Below are 17,902 nucleotides of genomic sequence, written 5' to 3' on the forward strand. Positions count from 1 at the left end.
CCCGCGAAAGCGGGAATCTCGCCAACGGCCACACGCCCGTCATTCCCGCGAAAGCGGGAATCCAGACCAACAGCTAATTAGCGAGTAGGTGGATCCCCAGTCAAGCTGGGGATGACGGGATTGCGCATGCTGGGGATGACGGGATTGCGCATGCTGAGGATGACGGAAATGACAGCTTCAGCTTAGACAAAAAAGCCCAGCACTAGCTGGGCTTTTCCATATCCGCATTTCAACTTAAAACAGCTTTTGCCACCAGCTCTTGGCTCCACGGCTGCACTCCTTGCCCGGCTGCCAGCTATCTCGCAGCGCTGGTGAGGCCACCACATCTAAACAATCAGCGTTTTGCGCCATACCTGTGCTTGGGTCAAAGTAGCCTTGGACTATGTCCTGTGGCGGGATCAGACGCAGCGACATGGGCGCGCGTTGCTTCAAGAAAGCGCGATAGACGCTCAAAGCGCCGCTAGAGCCGTATAAGCCGGTTTTGCCGTTGTCATCCAGCCCCACCCAAACCGAAGCCACGTTGCGCTGGTCAAAGCCTGCGTACCAAGAGTCTCGGTTGTCGTTACTGGTACCGGTTTTACCCGCCAACACCACACCTGGGAATTGAGCACCTAAGCTTTTGGCGGTGCCGCGTTCCACTACTTGAGTCAGAGCGTGCTGTACCAAGTAAGCCGCTTCGGGATTAATGGCTTGCGAGCCACGCCGTTTATCCGCCTCTATCAGTCGATCTTCGCTATCAAGAACCGCGGTAACCGAGGTCAGCGGTCGATAGCGGCCACTGTCGGCTAAAGTGTGAAACAGTTGAGTCGCCATTAGTGGCGAGCCATTGACCGCGCCTAACAACATGGAGGGATAGCGGCTAATCGACTCCTGCCAACCGGACTGCTCGAGCGTTGCCGCCACTGAGGGTAGTCCGACGGCCATGCCTAAGTTAACCGTGGGCACGTTCAAACTACCAACCAAGGCCTCTTGTAGCGGTACGCGGCCTCTAAACTGTTTGTCGACGTTTTTCGGCTGCCAGGTTTGCCCCTGACCATTGGCCAGAGTAATCGGCTCATCCTTTAGCGGCGTCACTAGGTTGTAATCCGCCGGCTTAGACAGCGCCGTGGCATAGACAAAGGGTTTCACCAAAGAGCCTATTGGACGACGAATGTCCATGGCGCGGTTAAAGCCTTTAAAGCCGGGTTGAGTGTCACCCACCATAGCCGCCACACCACCTTGGTAGCGGTCGCTGACCACCATACCCACCTGTAACTTAGACTTGCCACTGCGTTTTATCAGATTGGTCATCTCGCTCTTAACCGCCTTCTCGGCAGCTTGTTGAGCCAATGGATCTAAGGTGGTGTAAACCTTAATACCGGTGGCATTAGCCAAACGGTTGCCATAGCGTTGTTTGAGCTCGCCGCGAACCAGCGCAAAGAAAGACGGTAGTTGCTGGCGCACACGACGCTTGCGGTCTCTAAGCTGCAGCGGCTGATTGACCGCCAACTTGTACTGCTCGGTATTAATGTTTTCTTGCTCTAGCAATACCCGCAATACTAAGTCGCGACGCTGTGCCGCGCGCTCTTCAAAGCGCCAAGGGTTGTAATAGCTCGGGCCTTTGATCAAAGCGACCAGTAACGCTTGTTGCGGCAGAGTTAGCTCGGCCAATGGACGGCCAAAGTAAAACTGAGCCGCTAGCCCCATGCCGTGCACACCGCGGGCGCCGTCTTGGCCCATGTACACTTCGTTGAGATAAGCCTCGAGTATCGCTTCTTTGCTGTAGCGAAAATCAATGATCAGCGCCATGTAAGCTTCGCGGGCTTTGCGCCACAAGGAACGCTCGGACGATAAAAAGAAGTTCTTAGCCAACTGCTGAGTGATGGTCGAGCCACCTTGTACCGCACGACCGGCTTTGAGATTGACCATGGCAGCGCGAACAATGGCCACCGGGTTAACCCCATGGTGGTCATAAAAATTGCGGTCTTCAATCAAGAGCAAGGCGTCGATCAGGGTTTGTGGAATTTGCGAGCCCGAGACAAACACTCGGTCTTCCCTGTCTTGAGTGACCATGCGGTCTAACAACACAGGCTCGATATAGGCCACCGCCAAGTTGCGGCCATCGCTGTGACGTTGCACCTGAGATACGCCAAAGCTGTCAAAGTGCAGCATGAAGCGCTGTTGTTCCTGCCAGCCGCGAGGGTGCTGAAACGGACGGCGCCACACATCGATTTTGTCCGATGAGGCGCTAAACTCACCCACTTGACGAGGATTGGAGACTTTACGGTAGCCCAACAGTTTGAGTTCAGCGACCACCTGAGCGTGGGAAACTGGAGCCTCTGGATACAGAGCTAATGAACGGCTGAAGACTTGTGCCGGTAAGTGCCAGCGCTGCCCCTCAAATTTGGCGGCGATTTGTGAGTCCAGTCGTATGCCCCAAGCGAGTACGATGGCAACTCCAATCAAGCCTAACTTCCAGCACAAACTCCATAGCCTACGCCCCCAACTGAGCTTGGACGCAGTTTTCCGCTTGGCTCGTGTGGCTCTTGGCTTTTTGGCGGCTTTTCTCGGCATAGGCTGTTTTGACTCGCTGACTTTCAATCTTTCTGGCGGCGATTATACGGGTGCAGTGGGCTAATCCCTAACCCTTTCTATTGATGAAAACTGCGCGTATCCCAATTGGATGATTCAGCATGCGGCCTTTAAACGCAAATTAGCCAGTGCTAATGTGGCATTTAGGTTTCGGTTAACATCAAGGCCTAGCAAGCCATCACACCAGAGAGGTGCGTTTTATGAAAAGGATTTTCGCTGTGTTTACCGTAGGAGCCGTTATTGGCTTCGCTGCAGGATTAATTCTCACTTATCCAGTTTTCGCCAAACAACAATTAGCCATGATCCAAAACGCCGCCATAGAACGGCTTTACCAAATCGAACGTCGAGAAAGACCCCAGCCCAGTCCTCCGATGCCTCTGTCTATCATCCGTTCAAACGTCCATACTGACTTAGCCATCATCAGAGCGTATATAGAAAACGATTGGTTTTTGTCCTGCAACGATCTGACCAAGCAAATCAATGAGAAGGCTCAAGCATTGCGATTCGATCCCGATAAGCTGCCAACCTGTTAGCCTTTCTTTTTGATTGAACGCCCCGCTTTCTCGAGAAGCGGTTCTTCCGGCCAGCGATGCTTGGGGTAGCGCCCACGCATATCTTTGGCAACCTCGAAGTAAGACGAGCCCCAAAAGTTGGCCAAATCACTGGTGGTTTGAATCGGCCGACGTGCCGGTGATAGCAACTCAAAACACAGAGGTACTTGGCCAAATCCCAACAAAGGCGAACTCAACTCACCAAAAACCTCCTGTAGCACCACTGACACCTTAGGTCCTTGCGCTGGGTGGTACTCAATCGGCACGGATTTGCCCGACGGGGTTCGATAGTGGCTAGGGGCTTGTTTGGCCAAGTCTTGTTGTTGCTCGAAACTGAGTTGATTGTTCAACAAGCTCTGCCAATCCACCGCTTTTAAGTCTCGAATGCTGCAGGCCTTGGGGTAGTAGGCCAGCATCCATTGATCGATAGTGCGACACAATTCGGCATCCTCAAACCCTTGGAATTGGTCGTTGTATTGAGCCAACCAACGCACCCGTTTTAGCCAAAATTGCACTTTGTCGGAGGGTTGCAGCACCTCCAATCCGTGCTCGGGTAGTAGCTGGCCCAATGCTTCGACAAACTGCTCAGGGGACAACTTAGCGCTGGACTGATTAGCAAGGCGGATCCGCCCAAGCATGAGGTCGGTGCTAGCCCGAATTTGCCCTTTGTCGCCATCGTAGAAATAGCGAGAGACCTTTTGCTGGCGGTCTCCAAGGTGTTCCATCACCTGAGATTGAGTCACACTGGCCGCGAGGTAGATGCGACCGCCGCTGCGCTGACCATCGCAGTCCGCGACTACCAACCAAGGTTCGCGACGCATAGGGTCTTCTTCGCGAAGAGCCACGCTTTTACCGTTGTACAAGGTGTAATCTCGGCCTTCGCTTTGGCGCTGTCGGGCCACTCGGTCGGGAAACGCGTGCAATAACATAGCCCCGATTTGAGCACCGATTTGAACGCCAGCGGCCAGTCCAAAATCGGCAGTGGCTATTCGCAAACGCTTAGCCCAGGACTTGGCGTTGCGCTTTATCGCCGCTTTAGCCATTGGGTGCACCCCTTGCCCAAAAGACAAGGCTTTTAGCCTGTGCTCGATATCCACACCAGTGCGGGAGCTAAGCACATCGCGCTCCGACAAAAGCGCCGCCAATTGGCAAGCCAGCCAAGCATCAGAAGTGTCTTGATGGGCCAACAACATAGCCCCTAATCTCGGTTCTATGCCCAAACCAGCAATAGTCTCGCCGTTGGCGGTCACCTGACCCGACTCGCTGACCAAGCCCAACAGCTGCAATAACTGCATCGAGGTGTCAAAGTGCACCGGATTTGGTGGGGTCAACCAAGGTACGTCGGCGTAAGACTTAAAGCCCCACATCATAAGTTCAAGCACAGTACTGCAAAGGTCTTCGCGACAAATGGGCTGGGTTTGAAACTCGCTCAAACCGGCTTGCTGCGACTCACGCCACAATCGATAGCCGTGGCCCGCTCGAGTACGTCCAGCCCGCCCCAGCCGCTGCTCCGCCGAGGCTTTGGAAATTCGCCCAAGCTGTAAGCGGGTCATGCCACTGCTGGGGTCGTACTCACTAAAGCGCTCCAATCCCGAGTCAATCACTTGAGTGATGCCGTCAATGGTCAAACTGGTTTCGGCAATATTGGTGGCCAAAATCACTTTGCGAATGCCATCTTTCGCTGGCTGAATTGCTTGTTGTTGCTCGGCAAAAGGTAAGCTGCCGTACAGAGGTAATACCTGGGTGTTGTTCGGCAATTCTGGGAGTTGCTCGATGGCCCGCTTGGCCGCTTGAATCTCACGAGCACCGGGCAAGAACACTAGAATGTCGCCGCTGTCTTGAGCCAAGGCGCGCTTGACCTGAAGTGCTACCGCATCTTCTAAGCGCCTATCGCCAACATCCGCGTACTCACAACTGACCGGAAAGGTGCGCCCCGGGCAATGCATGACTTTGGCACCACCCAGGTACTCAGACACCATGTCAGTGTCTATGGTGGCCGACATTACCAGTAATTTAAGGTCATCACGCAATGCTTGTTGGGCCTCAAGGCAAAACATCAAACCCAAGTCCGAGTGAATCGAGCGCTCGTGAAACTCATCGAAGATCACTAAGCCAACCCCTGACAACTCGGGATCGCTCTGCAAGCGTCGAGTCAAAATACCCTCAGTGACGATTTCCACCTGAGTCGCAGCGCTGCGTTTGGACTCGTGACGAATTTGATAGCCAATTCGCTGCCCTACCTCCTCGCCCAGACACGCCGCCAAATAGGTCGCCAAGGACTTGGCCGCTAGACGCCGCGGCTCTAGCATCAGAATTTTCTGGCCTGACAAATAATCTTGCTCCATCAAGGCTAACGGCACTTGAGTGGATTTACCCGCGCCTGGCTGGGCCTGCAGTACTAAGTTAGATTCGCGTTGAAAGTGGCGTTGTATGTCGCCAAGTAGTGCGGCAATAGGTAGGGCTTGATTCACATTGAACTTCGAGCGGTAACAGATACTGATACTGTATCAGAGATTGGCTGTAACACGGCAAAACCGAGCGGATAAAGAGCAAAGTTTTTATCCTGTTCTAGAATCAAATGATTGTTAAATCTGATACTTAGCTTTTTTGAATGAATCGACTGTTTGCCGCCATCAAGGTCAATAGCACTGCCAGCCAACAAATTTGCCAATTACAGTCTGGATTTGGTCGCGATGGACGAATCATCCCTAAAGACAATCTGCACATCACTCTAGCCTTCTTTGGTTTAACCCGAGAAGCGGTGCAGTTAGAACTAGTCGAAGCGATCCAAGCGGTCCCCAAACGCAAGTTTTCCCTGTGCTTTGATACTTTATCCATTTGGCCCAACTCGCGACTGCGTTGCTTAGAGACCAGTCAATGCCCGCAAGCCCTTGCTGAGCTCGCCCGCGACCTACGCGGCCTTAGCGCTCGTTACGGTCTGCATCAAAGCCTGCACCCTTACCGCCCTCACATCAGTTTGCAACGCAACTTGCCGCAAACCACGGGGCAATGGCAAACCAGTTGCGCCCTCGCTCAACCCATAATAATCTGGCCGTCACACTTTCAATTGTTTCGCTCCCAACTGGGTCCCTCGGGCCCTCACTACCAGCCCATCGCCAGTTGGAGTTTGCACAAGGACGGCTGATTCCCCCATGCAAGTGGCTCCTAGCCTAATCAAAGGCACCCTAATCAAGCGCTACAAGCGCTTTCTCGCTGATGTTCAGTTAGACAACGGCGACACCATCACAGCCCACTGCCCCAACACAGGTTCCATGAAGAACTGTCTGTTTGAAGGCCACCCAGTGTGGTTAAGCGTCAGTGATAATCCAAAACGCAAGTACGCCCATACTTGGGAGTGGGCGCAAGATGACTGTGGACACCGCTTCTCAGTCAATACAGCGCGGGCCAACGCCCTAGTGGTGGAAGCCATCGAAGCCGGCGTCATTAAGGAACTAAGCGGCTATTCGCGAATCCAAACAGAGGTAAAGTACGGGCAAGAGAACAGCCGTATTGATATCAAACTCAGTAGTGATAATCGCGGTGATTGCTTTGTGGAAGTTAAGAGTGTCACCCTTCACCTAGGCGATGGACTCGGCGCTTTTCCCGACGCGGTGAGCACGCGTGGCCAAAAACACTTGCGCGAACTGATGCACATGGTGGAAAACGGCCAGCGAGCTGTGCTTGTGTTTGCTGTGGTGCACACCGGAATTGAACAAGTTTGCGCCGCTTTTCACATAGATCCCGCTTACTCGGAATTATTGAACCAAGCTCTCAAATGCGGCGTAGAAGTACTTGCCTATTGTGCTGAATTCAAGCATAACAGTATTTACTTAACGAAAGCGCTACCCATTGTTAGCCAGAATTCAGTTACCACGGGGTCTCTCAAGCCCTAACGCCCCATTGTTATTAGCGCACGTAACTTGAGACAGGCGAGATTAGCAGACAAATAATTTGCCACATAAGAGCTGGTCTGCTATATGTATCGCCCTTTTAAAAAGAATGAAAATTGTGCGCATTAGATTTATAGGAGAAGCATGATGCCAGCAGGCAATAAAAAAATTGGCGTAATGGCCATTGCCGGTGTCGAACCCTACCAGGCAAAAGATGGTGAGGAGTACATGAGTGCTGAACAGCACAAACACTTCCGCATCATTCTGGAAGCATGGCGCAACCAGCTACGTGAAGAAGTGGACCGCACCGTGAACCACATGCAGGACGAAGCGGCGAACTTCCCAGATCCTGTCGATCGTGCTGCCCAAGAAGAAGAGTTCAGCATCGAATTGCGCACCCGCGACCGCGAGCGCAAGCTGATTAAGAAGATTGAAAAGACACTGCAGAAAATCGAAGACGACGACTTCGGCTTCTGCGATACCTGTGGTATCGAAATCGGCATTCGCCGCCTAGAGGCGCGACCAACCGCCGACCAGTGCATCGATTGCAAAACCCTAGCTGAAATTAAAGAAAAGCAGCTAGCGGGATAAAACGAAAGGGGCTTTGAGCCCCTTTTTTAATGCCTATGTCTTACATCGGACGCTTCGCACCATCACCCTCAGGCCCGCTCCACTTTGGTTCATTGGTGGCCGCGCTAGGTAGTTACTTGCGAGCCAAACAACAAGGTGGGCGTTGGTTGGTGCGAATTGACGACCTCGACCCTCCCCGAGAGGTTCCCGGTAGCGCAGATAGCATTTGCCAAAGCCTGCAAGCCCATGGCCTGCACTGGGATGACGAACTCTTTTATCAGTCGCAGCGATTCGAGCAATATCAAGCCTGCTTGGACCAATTAATGGCAAAGGGCTTGGCTTACGGCTGTCATTGCACCCGCAAACGCATTCAATCCCTTGGCGGTTTGTACGACGGTCACTGCCGCGAGCTTAACATCGACCCCAACGGGCAAGGCATTCGCCTACACAACCAACACCCGATCACAGAGTTTGACGATCAGCTGTTAGGTCAAATTTCGATTGGAGCCGATTGGGCCGGCGAAGACTTTTTATTGAAACGTAGAGACGGTTATTTCGCCTATCAGCTTGCGGTGGTGTTAGACGACCACTACCAAGGCATCACCGAAGTGGTGCGCGGAGCTGATTTGCTGGAAACCAGTGCTCGTCACATTAGCTTGTATCGAAGCTTGAATCTGCAAGAGCCGAAATGGGCGCATCTGCCTTTGGCTTTAATGCCCAATGGACAAAAGTTATCCAAGCAGAATCAGGCCCCAGAATTAGAGGCTGTGCAGGCCACACAAAACTTATTTGACGCGCTGTTAATACTTGGACAAACCCCACCAGATGGGAACCCCGATGATTACAGCGTGGAGCAAATACTCGAGCACGCGGTCGCCGCTTTTGATTGGGAGGCAATTCCCACCAAAGCCCAAGTAGCACCGTCGCCAGTTTAAAGATTACTCGCCGTCGCAAGTTTGCTATAGTATGGCGCCTAAAAATGCAATCACACTTGAGGTGGGTTATTTTCGGTCGTATTAGCGCCCTGTACAAAAAATGGTTTGGTCAAGTCGAGCAGCTCACCACGGAAGCTGGTCTAGACCTGCAAATCGTTCCTCGCGACGGGCATGATATTTCGCGCAAACACATTAGTCCAAACGCCATTAAGGTGCTTTATCGCCTGCACAAAGCAGGTTACAAAGGCTACTTGGTGGGCGGCGGCGTGCGCGATTTACTGCTGGGATTAGAGCCCAAAGACTTCGATGTGGCTACCGACGCTACACCTGAGCAAGTGAAAAAGCTGTTCCGCAACTGCCGTTTGGTCGGACGTAGATTCCGATTGGCGCACATTTTGTTTGGTCGCGAGATCATCGAAGTGGCAACTCTGCGCGGACACCACGAGTCTGACAACAGCAAAATTGCTAAGACCAATCAATCGGGCCGCCTGCTTAGAGACAATGTCTACGGCAATATCGACGAAGACGCCGAGCGTCGCGACTTTACCGTCAACGCTATGTACTACGACATCAGCGACTTTTCGGTACGCGCCTATGGCGGAGCATTACAAGATTTACAAGCAGGCCGACTGCGTCTTATCGGCGACCCAGAAACCCGCTATCGCGAAGACCCTGTGCGCATGCTGCGCGCGGTGCGTTTTGCCACCAAGCTGGACATGCACATAGACAAAGACGCCGCAGCACCGATTGTGTCATTGGCACCTTTGCTAAAAGACATTCCAGCGGCGCGCATGTACGAAGAAGCGCTAAAGCTGTTCTTCAACGGCAAAGCTGAAGCCAATTATCAGTTGATGCAGCAATATCAGTTGTTTGGACCTCTGTTCCCAATGCTGGCAAGCGCTATGGACGATGCCCCAAATGGCAGCGCGGCGATGATGGCCCTTAAGGTTATGCAGGCCACCGACGCTCGCGTGGCGCAAGATAAGCCGGTTACTCCATCTTTCTTCTACGCCGCATTGCTTTGGTACCCACTAGCCGAGCGCGCAGTAGAAATTGCCAACGAAGCCGGTCTGAACAGTTACGACGCGCATTTTGCTGCGATGGGCGATGTGCTAGAGATGCAAAATCAGCGCATCAGCTTACCACGCCGACACGCCACGCCTACCAAAGACATTTGGCAGCTGCAGCTGCGCCTCGAGCGCTCAATGGGCTCCAGAGCCTTTAAGCTTATCGAGTTGCCTAAGTTCCGCGCCGGCTATGACTTGTTGCTATTGCGGGCCGACGTAGAAGGTGGCCGAGTCGCCAAACTGGCGGATTGGTGGACTCAATTTGTCGAAGGTGATGACGCCGCTCGTCGTCAGCTAGTACGTGGCCAAGGCGGTGGCAAGCGTCCTCAAAACCGTCGCCGTCGTCGTCCACGTCAACGCCCTGCCGCCAAGCCTCAAGGCGAGTCCTAGTGACCATATGCTACATCGGCATGGGGGCTAACCTAGCCTCTCCTGCCGAACAATTACAGCGCGCGTTTAGCGCGCTCGACAGCGCCGAACAGTGCCAATTGCTTAAGCGCTCGGGCTTGTACGCATCCAAACCCATGGGCGATGTAGCGCAACCGGACTACGTCAACGCGGTTGCCGAGATTAGCACTGAGCTAGATCCCATCGACTTGCTGGATACGCTACAGCAAATCGAACTCAGCCAAGGTCGAACTCGCGAGATTCGCTGGGGACCGAGAACTCTGGACTTAGACCTACTGCTTTATGGCGACCAAAACGTTGAGCACCCTCGGCTAGTGGTTCCTCACTACGGCTTAACCGAGCGGCGCTTCGTGGTTGAGCCTCTGCTCGAACTCAACCCCGAACTAAAATTACCCAACGGCAGCCTATTGCGTGACTACAGCGAAAGGCTAAGCTGTCCGCCGTTGATAAGGATTAGCGACTAATTTCATTGCAGTTTTTAAGCGCTTTGCGTATAAAAACTGGGATAGCATGACAGAGTTGTAACTATGGCCAAAATCACAACAGCAAGCCTACAAAAAATGAAACAGAGCGGCGACAAGTTCACCGCCTTAACCGCTTACGACGCCAGCTTTGCCTCGGCCTTTGACGCTCAAGGTGTCGAAGTGCTGCTGATCGGCGACTCCTTAGGAATGGTATTGCAAGGACACAATGACACCTTGCCGGTCAGCGTCCAAGACATTGCTTACCACACCCGTTGTGTTCGCGCTGGCGCTCAAAATGCGCTGGTTATCGCCGATATGCCCTTTATGAGCTATGGCCAGGTCAGCGATGCTATCAACAATGCCGCCGAGCTAATGCGCGCGGGTGCCAACATGGTGAAACTCGAGGGCGGCGAGTGGTTACTAGATACAGTTAAAGCGCTGACCGAGCGCGGCGTTCCGGTATGCGCTCACTTGGGCTTAACCCCGCAATCGGTTCACTTGTTTGGTGGCTTCAAAATCCAAGGTCGCAACCAGCAAAAAGCCGAGCAAATGATTCAAGACGCCAAGGACTTACAGGCAGCCGGTGCACAATTGCTGGTGATCGAGTGTATTCCAGCAGAATTGGCTAAACGTATTACTCAAGCGGTCGATATTCCTGTTATAGGGATTGGTGCAGGTAAGGACACGGACGGTCAGATTTTGGTGATGCATGACGTACTGGGTATTTCTACTGGCTATATCCCCAAGTTTTCGAAAAACTTTCTAAAGGAAACTGGCGACATTCACAGCGCCATTCAAGCGTTCAGAAAAGCGGTTAGAGACGGAGAGTTTCCCGCGGACGAACACACCTTTAGCTAACCTAAGCTTTTGAGTTTGTTGTATGTATCAAGTTAGCCAAAACGAATTACTGCGCCAGCACATCAGCGAGTGGCGCACCCAAGGCCTGACAGTGGCGTTTGTGCCGACCATGGGCAACCTACACGAAGGGCACTTGTCCTTGGTGGACGCCGCCAAAGCCAAAGCCGACAAGGTGGTGGTTTCAATTTTCGTCAACCCAATGCAATTTGGCGCCAACGAAGACTTGGACAGCTATCCACGCACACTGGCGGCAGACGCTCAATTTTTGCGTGAGCGCGGTGCCGACCTGCTATATCTGCCCACCGAAAGCACCATTTATCCCAAAGGCCTAGAGGCGCAAACCACGGTAGACGTGCCAGGTATCACCGATTGCCTGTGCGGCGCTTCCCGTCCCGGCCACTTTCGCGGCGTTACCACAGTGGTGGCCAAGCTGTTTAATTTGGTCCAGCCGGATTTCGCCTGCTTTGGCATGAAAGATTTTCAGCAGCTGCAAGTGATTCGCACCATGGTGGCCGACTTGGCGATGCCAATAGAGATAGTCGCCGTGCCTACCGCTCGCCACGACGATGGCTTGGCCATGAGTTCGCGCAACGGTTATCTCACCGAAGAAGAACGCGCGATTGCGCCTTTGTTACAGCGTCAGCTACAGGCCCTAGCCGAGCAGTTGCGCAATGGTGCCGATATCCAGAGCGCCGTCAATGCCGCAATAAAAACGCTTAATGAACAGGGTTTTGAGGTGGATTATCTCGAAGTTCGCCGCACTCACGACCTGGCACTAGCGAGTTTCGGCGATACCGATTTGGTGATCTTTGCTGCCGCCTTTTTGGGCAAGCCTCGACTTATCGATAACCTGCCAGTGCAGCTGTCATAAGCGTTCACAGAGTTGTCATTTACTGGCCAACTAAGATATAGTTCACACAACTTTTTAGTCCTAGACAGGAATTGAACTCGAGGATTTCGCCTGTATGCAACGTATTATGCTCATTGGCAAGCTGCACCAGGCTCGCGTAACTCACGCGGAGCTAGAGTACGAAGGCTCATGCGCCATCGACCAAGACATGCTGGATGCTGCCAACATTCTGGAAAACGAACAAATCCAGATTTACAACATCGACAATGGTAAGCGTTTTACCACTTACGCCATTTCAGCTGAGCGCGGTTCTCGCATTATCTCGGTGAACGGCGCTGCTGCGCACCAAGCCTCTCCTGGCGATCGCATCATTATCTGTGCCTACGGCAACTACGATGCGGCTGAAGCCGAGAAGCACAAGCCGTCGCTGGTATACCTAAACCAGGACAACGAGATGATCCGCACCTCCAAGGCTATCCCGGTCCAGGTTGCCTAAGCGGTAAACTCTTCTAAAAAAGCTCCCAATTGGGAGCTTTTTTATTGGCCATTTTTTCTGCTGCACTCTTTTATCTTCGGCAAAGTCGTGCTTATAATTGGCTCTATAACAAATGCTTAACCTGTAGCGTGTAAGCGCTAACAGGCTGACTTAAGGGGTGGCCATAGGATGGCAATGCGCACCGCGATAGCTCTCATTCTGTTTGGACTATTGTCCAATACTGTGCACGCTCAGGTGTTTAAGTGTGTCCACGAAGACAAAATCGTGTTCAGCCAAACCTCCTGCCCCAAAGAGTACCGTGAAAGCGAAGTCAGCTACTCCCACGGCTTTACCTTCGAAATCTCCAACGACCCGGTCAAAGGCGACAAGCTAATAACCCTAGTGGAACTGCTACAAAGCCAAGACCTTCCGCAAGAGCAGATGCTCGAGCAAATCGCCACCGAAATCTCGCGCATCCAGCAAGAAAACGATTACCTAGAACTACTCAAAGAAAGCGAACTGAAAACCTTGGAGCGCCGCCGCTATTGGCAAAAGCAAGGTCAAAGCGACGCGGCTTTTGCCAAATCCCAGCTCAAAGTGCGCCAGCACTACAACAACTTAGTTTCCGACAACCTGTTGTACATAGTGCGATTGGAAACTTACCGAGACGAGCTAATTCAAACCCCAGAAGAAATAGAGAACCCCTAGCCTAATTCAGCCACCAGTTGATACAAAGGCTGCCCAGAGGCCGCATACTTGCGCTCAAACGGGGTTAGCGCCGGCTGTTGAGCTAATGGCCCAAACTGACTGTTGTGCCCTGCAATTTCCAATGCCCGCTGAAATTCCTGCAAATACACAGGCCAGTTGCTTCTGAGCTCAAGTTTACCTCCCAACGCCACTAGGGTTGGGAAAACCGCCGCGCCATGCCAACGTCGCTGCAGGTGCTTGGATTTGGGCCAAGGGTTGGGGTAAAGTAAATAGTGATGGGTTGGCCGCCAGCCAGCGTCCAGCGCTAGCCGCCAAAAATCGTTGAGGTCCACCCGCGCCAGCAAATACTCACCGTCTTCACCCTGATAGTTATCAACGTGCTTGTTAATCCGGTGAGCGGATTTGTCTAAACCAATCACCAAGGCATCAGGGTGACGAGCCGCCAAATTAGCCGTGCTCTCACCCACACCGCAGCAGGAGTCCAAAATCAGCGGACGCGAGCTGGCCTGAACAATCTCATTCAGGCGTTCAAATTCACTGACCGTATGCTCAGCAAAAGGCTTTTGAAACGGGTGCGTCAAATGCTTGCGCACCACGTCATCAAGGGATTCGTGTAATCCCGCTTGATTAGAGACTATGACTCTCGAATCTGACATTTCTGCCTCAACTAGCTACGCAGGCCTTTGCCGTGCTTAATCAGATAATGGGCGGTTCCATAAAACGCAGCGATGAAGCCTAAGATCACCGAAAAGGACACAGTTAAGGATATGTCAGCAATCCCCAAAAAGCCGTAGCGGAAGGCGTTGATCATGTACACCACAGGGTTTAGCGCCGAAACGCCTTGCCAAAAGTCCGGTAGCAAGGTGAGCGAGTAGAACACGCCACCTAGGTAAGTCAGTGGTGTCAGCACGAAGGTGGGTACGATAGAAATGTCATCGTAGGTGCGTGCGAATACCGCGTTAATCAAACCGGCCAAGGCAAACAATACGCTTGTCATCAGCACGGTCAGCACTACCACCAGCATGTTGTGAAACTGCATTGGAATAAAGAATTGAGCCACTAGGGTCACCAAGGTGCCCACCAGCAAGCCACGGGTCACCCCGCCGCCCACATAGCCGCCAATGATTACGTAGTTTGGCACTGGCGCCACCAGTAGCTCTTCGAGGTTACGCTGGAACTTAGCGCTGAAGAAACTCGAAGCAACGTTGGAGAAGGAATTGGTGATCACCGCCATCATGATAAGACCAGGGGCAATGAATTCCATGTAGCTAACGCCAGCCATTTCGCCAATTCGACTACCAATCAGGTTGCCGAAAATCAGGAAATACAGCGTCATGGTGATCGCTGACGGCAAAATGGTTTGCACCCAGATACGTGTAAAGCGATTCACTTCTTTGATTAAGATGCTCTTAAAGGCAATCCAGTAGATGGCGTTCATGCAGCACCTCCTTTGCCGGCTTCCACCAGCCCCACAAATAACTCTTCCAAACGGTTGGCTTTGTTGCGCATCGACAGCACTTGCACGCCCTTCTCGGTCAACTCGGCAAATACCGGATTTAGACCCTGGTCTTTTTCCACATCAATCTCAATGGAATGCTCGTCCACTCGACGCCATGGACAGCTGGTCAACTCAAACTCTGAATTGGCGCTGATATCCAAAACAAAGGTTTCTAGGTGCAGCTTGGCCAACAAGGACTTCATACTGGTGTTCTCAACCAGCGTGCCCTTGTCGATGATGCCAATGTTGCGACACAGCATCTCGGCTTCTTCGAGATAGTGGGTAGTCAGAATAATGGTGACCCCTTCGCCGTTTATCTTGCGCAAGAAGTCCCACATGCTGCGACGCAATTCGATGTCCACCCCAGCGGTTGGCTCATCGAGAATCAGGAGTTTAGGCTGGTGCATGAGAGCACGGGCGATCATCAGTCGACGCTTCATGCCGCCGGAAAGCTCGCGGGCACGAGAGTCGCGCTTTTCCCACAGGTCCAACTGGGACAAATAGTGCTCGGCGCGCTCGTAAGCTAGTTTGCGTGGCACGCCGTAGTAACCCGCTTGGTTCACCACAATCTGCAGCACTTTCTCGAACTGGTTGAAGTTAAATTCTTGCGGTACCAAACCAATGCATTGCTTGGCCAGCTCAAGCTCGTCAGCCAAGTCATGGCCAAACACCTTAACGCTACCCTCGCCGCGGTGAACCAATGAACTGATGATGCCTATGGTGGTGGATTTACCGGCGCCGTTTGGGCCTAGTAAGGCGTAAAAGTCGCCCTGCTCCACACTGAGGTCAATGCCTTTCAGGGCTTGTACGCCGCCGGCATAGGTTTTAGTTAGCCCTTTTATTTCCAAGGCTAAAGGAGATTCTTGAGTCATTTAACTAACTTCTGTTATTTCGATGGCTTCTGGTAGCCCCAGGGCGCCATTAGGGTTTGTGGAACGTTTAGATGCTCTAAAATACGCGCCACCATAAAATCGATAAGGTCTTGAATACTTTGAGGTTCACTATAGAACCCAGGAGCCAACGGCATGACCACAGCGCCTTGGCGGGTCAAGCTCAGCATATGCTCCAGATGAGTGGCGTGTAACGGGGTCTCCCGCGGTGCCAAAATCAGAGTGCCTCGCTCTTTGAGCACCACATCGGCGGCGCGCTCAATTAAATTGTTGCTCATACCAGTGGCCACAGCCGCTAAGGTGCCCGTAGAACAAGGACAAATCACCATACACTTAGGTGCCGAGGAGCCTGACGCCACCGGCGAGAACCAGTCTTCTTTGCCAAACACCTTCAGTAAGCCTTCACCACAGCCCAGTGCTTGTATCAGTTGTTCGGTGGCTTGTTCGGGTTTGGCCGAAAGCCCTAAGCCCTCTTCAGTTTTAAAAACCACTCGCGCTGCTGATGAGATCATCAAGTACACAGGATAGCCTTGCGACAGCAACTGCTGAAGTAATCGCAGACCGTAGCCGGCGCCGGATGCACCGGTAAAGGCGAGCGTAATGGCTGGCTTAGCTTGGGCCATGTTGAGTCTCCAATTGAGCTAGCAAGGATTGGTGCAGTCCGTTAAAACCACCGTTACTCATGATCACCACACTGTCGCCCGGCTGGGCTTGTGCACATATCGCCTCGCGTAGCTGGTCAACATCCGAGCAGACTTGTACCGGAATAGGAGCGTCGGCCATGGCTTCGCTGAGGTCCCAGCTCAAACCCGGCGGCTGATACACCAAAGCGCTGTCGGCATCTTTTAACGAGGCGGCTAGCGTCTGTTGATGAACCCCGCGCTTCATAGTGGCGGATCTGGGTTCTAATACGGCGATTAGGCGCTTTGAGCCCACTTGTGCGCGCAAGCCCGCTAAAGTGGTGGTTATCGCCGTTGGGTGGTGGGCAAAATCGTCGTAAACCGCAATATTACCTGGCGTGCCGATTAGCTCTAAACGGCGTTTTGGCGGTTCGAATTGTGCCAAGGCTTCGGCAGAGGTTTGCGGCTCGACCCCCACATGACGGGCAGCCAAAATAGCCATCAAGGCATTGTTGGCGTTGTGCTCCCCAATCATAGGCCAGCTGAACTCGGCTTTGAGTGTTTCGCCAGAATAGCAGCCCAACTGGCTGGCGCTAGGGTTATGCGCTTTAACATTCCAACCTGCCGGTCCCACAGCCACTTGCTCGCTCCAGCAGCCCATCTCCAACACCTGAGTGATTGCCTCGCAATCCTGCGGATAAATAATCTGGCCTAAGGACGGCACCATGCGAATGAGGTGGTGAAACTGCTTTTGAATGGCCCCTAGGTCGTCAAAGATGTCGGCGTGGTCAAACTCTAGGTTGTTGATAACTAGAGTCTTAGGGCGGTAATGAACAAACTTAGAACGCTTGTCGAAGAAAGCCGAGTCGTACTCGTCCGCCTCTACCACGAAGAAATCTGACTCGCCAAGGCGGGCAGACACGCCAAAGTTTTGCGGTACACCGCCAATCAAATAGCCCGGCTTATAACCGGCGTATTCGAGAATCCAGGCCAGCATACTGGCAGTGGTGGTCTTGCCATGGGTGCCAGAAACCGCCAACACCCAGCGTCCTTGCAGCACATGGCGACTTAAGAATTCTGGTCCGCTAGTGTAGGCCAAGCCTCTATCTAGCACGGCTTCAACGCAAGGGTTGCCACGGCTCATGGCGTTGCCAATCACTACCAAGTCTGGTTGGCTGTCGAGCTGGGATGGATCCCAGCCTTGAATGAGCTCAATGCCTTGCTGTTCTAGCTGGGTACTCATCGGCGGATAAACGTTGGCATCCGCGCCGGTCACTTTGTGCCCCATGGCACGGGCCAATAGCGCCAAGCCCCCCATAAAAGTGCCGCAAATCCCCAAAATGTGTATGTGCATCAAGGACTACCTAATCTGAACTGTTTGGATTCTCATAAGCCGCACATTGTACCCCGCTGGCGATCCCCCTGTCCAAGAGCGACCAAGCGATAGCTGCTTTTATAAATAGTGTGAGCCAAAGAGCATTCTAGCGGCAAAAACGTCTAGACGTCTAAATTGACATGGTTAGCGAATTCTTATAATCTTTCGCAGC

At 52.8% G+C, this 17,902-nt stretch carries 19 protein-coding genes; 12 read left to right on the forward strand and 7 right to left on the reverse strand.

Annotated elements, in window-relative coordinates:
• Positions 1-234 precede the first annotated feature (234 nt).
• A complete protein-coding gene (mrcB, locus tag CLC93_RS08935) occupies positions 235-2,445 on the reverse strand; it encodes a penicillin-binding protein 1B (protein WP_342744925.1) in 2,211 nt (736 codons plus the stop codon).
• Here mrcB and CLC93_RS17930 point away from each other — a divergent pair.
• Positions 2,429-2,617, forward strand: a complete 189-nt coding sequence (locus CLC93_RS17930; protein WP_342744926.1) for a hypothetical protein — start codon at positions 2,429-2,431, stop codon at positions 2,615-2,617. The two genes, mrcB and CLC93_RS17930, sit on opposite strands and share 17 nt — an antisense overlap.
• Before the next feature lie 154 nt (positions 2,618-2,771).
• Entirely contained in the window at positions 2,772-3,104 is a 333-nt protein-coding gene (locus tag CLC93_RS08940; RefSeq protein ID WP_095505618.1) for a hypothetical protein, read from the forward strand.
• Here the strand turns inward: CLC93_RS08940 and hrpB are convergent.
• Complete coding sequence (gene hrpB / locus CLC93_RS08945; RefSeq protein ID WP_245837132.1) at positions 3,101-5,593, reverse strand: ATP-dependent helicase HrpB; 2,493 nt, start codon at positions 5,591-5,593, stop codon at positions 3,101-3,103. The genes CLC93_RS08940 and hrpB overlap by 4 nt on opposite strands.
• A gap of 140 nt (positions 5,594-5,733) precedes the next feature.
• Here hrpB and thpR point away from each other — a divergent pair, with 140 nt between their 5' ends.
• The 10 genes from thpR (at position 5,734) to CLC93_RS08995 (ending at position 13,347) form a co-directional block, all read left to right on the forward strand.
• Entirely contained in the window at positions 5,734-6,267 is a 534-nt protein-coding gene (gene thpR / locus CLC93_RS08950) for an RNA 2',3'-cyclic phosphodiesterase (RefSeq protein ID WP_095505619.1), read from the forward strand.
• Positions 6,268-6,274: 7 nt separating this feature from the next.
• Complete coding sequence (gene sfsA, locus CLC93_RS08955; protein ID WP_095505620.1) at positions 6,275-7,015, forward strand: DNA/RNA nuclease SfsA; 741 nt, start codon at positions 6,275-6,277, stop codon at positions 7,013-7,015.
• A 144-nt stretch (positions 7,016-7,159) separates the two neighbouring features.
• Entirely contained in the window at positions 7,160-7,603 is a 444-nt protein-coding gene (dksA, locus tag CLC93_RS08960; RefSeq protein WP_095505621.1) for an RNA polymerase-binding protein DksA, read from the forward strand.
• A 29-nt stretch (positions 7,604-7,632) separates the two neighbouring features.
• Positions 7,633-8,517 (forward strand): tRNA glutamyl-Q(34) synthetase GluQRS, encoded by an 885-nt coding sequence (gene gluQRS, locus CLC93_RS08965; protein ID WP_211286842.1) that lies wholly within the window; start codon positions 7,633-7,635, stop codon positions 8,515-8,517.
• A gap of 44 nt (positions 8,518-8,561) precedes the next feature.
• On the forward strand, positions 8,562-9,974 hold the full coding sequence (gene pcnB, locus CLC93_RS08970) for a polynucleotide adenylyltransferase PcnB (protein ID WP_095505623.1): 1,413 nt from the start codon (positions 8,562-8,564) through the stop codon (positions 9,972-9,974).
• Positions 9,974-10,456, forward strand: coding sequence for a 2-amino-4-hydroxy-6-hydroxymethyldihydropteridine diphosphokinase (gene folK / locus CLC93_RS08975; protein ID WP_095505624.1), 483 nt, complete (start codon positions 9,974-9,976; stop codon positions 10,454-10,456). Before pcnB ends, folK begins: the two co-directional genes overlap by 1 nt.
• Positions 10,457-10,519: 63 nt before the next feature.
• Positions 10,520-11,314 carry a 3-methyl-2-oxobutanoate hydroxymethyltransferase gene (panB, locus tag CLC93_RS08980; RefSeq protein ID WP_095505625.1) on the forward strand — a complete coding sequence of 265 codons (795 nt, stop codon included), beginning with the start codon at positions 10,520-10,522 and terminating at the stop codon, positions 11,312-11,314.
• A gap of 22 nt (positions 11,315-11,336) precedes the next feature.
• Positions 11,337-12,185 carry a pantoate--beta-alanine ligase gene (gene panC, locus CLC93_RS08985; protein ID WP_095505626.1) on the forward strand — a complete coding sequence of 283 codons (849 nt, stop codon included), beginning with the start codon at positions 11,337-11,339 and terminating at the stop codon, positions 12,183-12,185.
• A gap of 94 nt (positions 12,186-12,279) precedes the next feature.
• Positions 12,280-12,660: an aspartate 1-decarboxylase gene (gene panD / locus CLC93_RS08990; protein WP_095505627.1), complete on the forward strand. Its 381-nt coding sequence runs from the start codon at positions 12,280-12,282 to the stop codon at positions 12,658-12,660.
• A 174-nt stretch (positions 12,661-12,834) separates the two neighbouring features.
• Complete coding sequence (locus tag CLC93_RS08995; protein ID WP_141237369.1) at positions 12,835-13,347, forward strand: hypothetical protein; 513 nt, start codon at positions 12,835-12,837, stop codon at positions 13,345-13,347.
• Here the strand turns inward: CLC93_RS08995 and trmB are convergent.
• From trmB to mpl, 5 genes are read right to left on the reverse strand one after another with little or no spacing between them, the layout of a single operon-like run.
• Positions 13,344-14,003, reverse strand: a complete 660-nt coding sequence (gene trmB / locus CLC93_RS09000) for a tRNA (guanine(46)-N(7))-methyltransferase TrmB (protein WP_095505629.1) — start codon at positions 14,001-14,003, stop codon at positions 13,344-13,346. The genes CLC93_RS08995 and trmB overlap by 4 nt on opposite strands.
• Before the next feature lie 11 nt (positions 14,004-14,014).
• Positions 14,015-14,785, reverse strand: coding sequence for an ABC transporter permease (locus tag CLC93_RS09005; protein WP_095505630.1), 771 nt, complete (start codon positions 14,783-14,785; stop codon positions 14,015-14,017).
• Positions 14,782-15,717: an ABC transporter ATP-binding protein gene (locus tag CLC93_RS09010; protein ID WP_095505631.1), complete on the reverse strand. Its 936-nt coding sequence runs from the start codon at positions 15,715-15,717 to the stop codon at positions 14,782-14,784. The genes CLC93_RS09005 and CLC93_RS09010 overlap by 4 nt, the downstream gene beginning before the upstream one ends.
• Before the next feature lie 14 nt (positions 15,718-15,731).
• Positions 15,732-16,358 carry a flavin prenyltransferase UbiX gene (locus CLC93_RS09015; protein ID WP_095505632.1) on the reverse strand — a complete coding sequence of 209 codons (627 nt, stop codon included), beginning with the start codon at positions 16,356-16,358 and terminating at the stop codon, positions 15,732-15,734.
• Positions 16,345-17,709: a UDP-N-acetylmuramate:L-alanyl-gamma-D-glutamyl-meso-diaminopimelate ligase gene (gene mpl / locus CLC93_RS09020; protein ID WP_095505633.1), complete on the reverse strand. Its 1,365-nt coding sequence runs from the start codon at positions 17,707-17,709 to the stop codon at positions 16,345-16,347. The genes CLC93_RS09015 and mpl overlap by 14 nt, the downstream gene beginning before the upstream one ends.
• Positions 17,710-17,902: the final 193 nt, after the last annotated feature.

Source organism: Paraferrimonas sedimenticola (assembly GCF_002282855.1).
Taxonomy (GTDB): Bacteria; Pseudomonadota; Gammaproteobacteria; order Enterobacterales; family Shewanellaceae; genus Paraferrimonas; species Paraferrimonas sedimenticola.

Excerpts from the sequence above, each read along its gene's own strand:
- CLC93_RS17930 (WP_342744926.1), top strand. The coding sequence starts at position 2,429 with ATGGCAACTCCAATCAAGCCTAACTTCCAGCACAAACTCCATAGCCTA.
- CLC93_RS08940 (WP_095505618.1), top strand. The coding sequence starts at position 2,772 with ATGAAAAGGATTTTCGCTGTGTTTACCGTAGGAGCCGTTATTGGCTTC.
- thpR (WP_095505619.1), top strand. The coding sequence starts at position 5,734 with ATGAATCGACTGTTTGCCGCCATCAAGGTCAATAGCACTGCCAGCCAA.
- sfsA (WP_095505620.1), top strand. The coding sequence starts at position 6,275 with ATGCAAGTGGCTCCTAGCCTAATCAAAGGCACCCTAATCAAGCGCTAC.
- dksA (WP_095505621.1), top strand. The coding sequence starts at position 7,160 with ATGCCAGCAGGCAATAAAAAAATTGGCGTAATGGCCATTGCCGGTGTC.
- gluQRS (WP_211286842.1), top strand. The coding sequence starts at position 7,633 with ATGCCTATGTCTTACATCGGACGCTTCGCACCATCACCCTCAGGCCCG.
- pcnB (WP_095505623.1), top strand. The coding sequence starts at position 8,562 with ATGCAATCACACTTGAGGTGGGTTATTTTCGGTCGTATTAGCGCCCTG.
- panB (WP_095505625.1), top strand. The coding sequence starts at position 10,520 with ATGGCCAAAATCACAACAGCAAGCCTACAAAAAATGAAACAGAGCGGC.
- panC (WP_095505626.1), top strand. The coding sequence starts at position 11,337 with ATGTATCAAGTTAGCCAAAACGAATTACTGCGCCAGCACATCAGCGAG.
- panD (WP_095505627.1), top strand. The coding sequence starts at position 12,280 with ATGCAACGTATTATGCTCATTGGCAAGCTGCACCAGGCTCGCGTAACT.
- CLC93_RS08995 (WP_141237369.1), top strand. The coding sequence starts at position 12,835 with ATGCGCACCGCGATAGCTCTCATTCTGTTTGGACTATTGTCCAATACT.
- trmB (WP_095505629.1), bottom strand. The coding sequence starts at position 14,003 with ATGTCAGATTCGAGAGTCATAGTCTCTAATCAAGCGGGATTACACGAA.
- CLC93_RS09005 (WP_095505630.1), bottom strand. The coding sequence starts at position 14,785 with ATGAACGCCATCTACTGGATTGCCTTTAAGAGCATCTTAATCAAAGAA.
- CLC93_RS09010 (WP_095505631.1), bottom strand. The coding sequence starts at position 15,717 with ATGACTCAAGAATCTCCTTTAGCCTTGGAAATAAAAGGGCTAACTAAA.
- CLC93_RS09015 (WP_095505632.1), bottom strand. The coding sequence starts at position 16,358 with ATGGCCCAAGCTAAGCCAGCCATTACGCTCGCCTTTACCGGTGCATCC.
- mpl (WP_095505633.1), bottom strand. The coding sequence starts at position 17,709 with ATGCACATACACATTTTGGGGATTTGCGGCACTTTTATGGGGGGCTTG.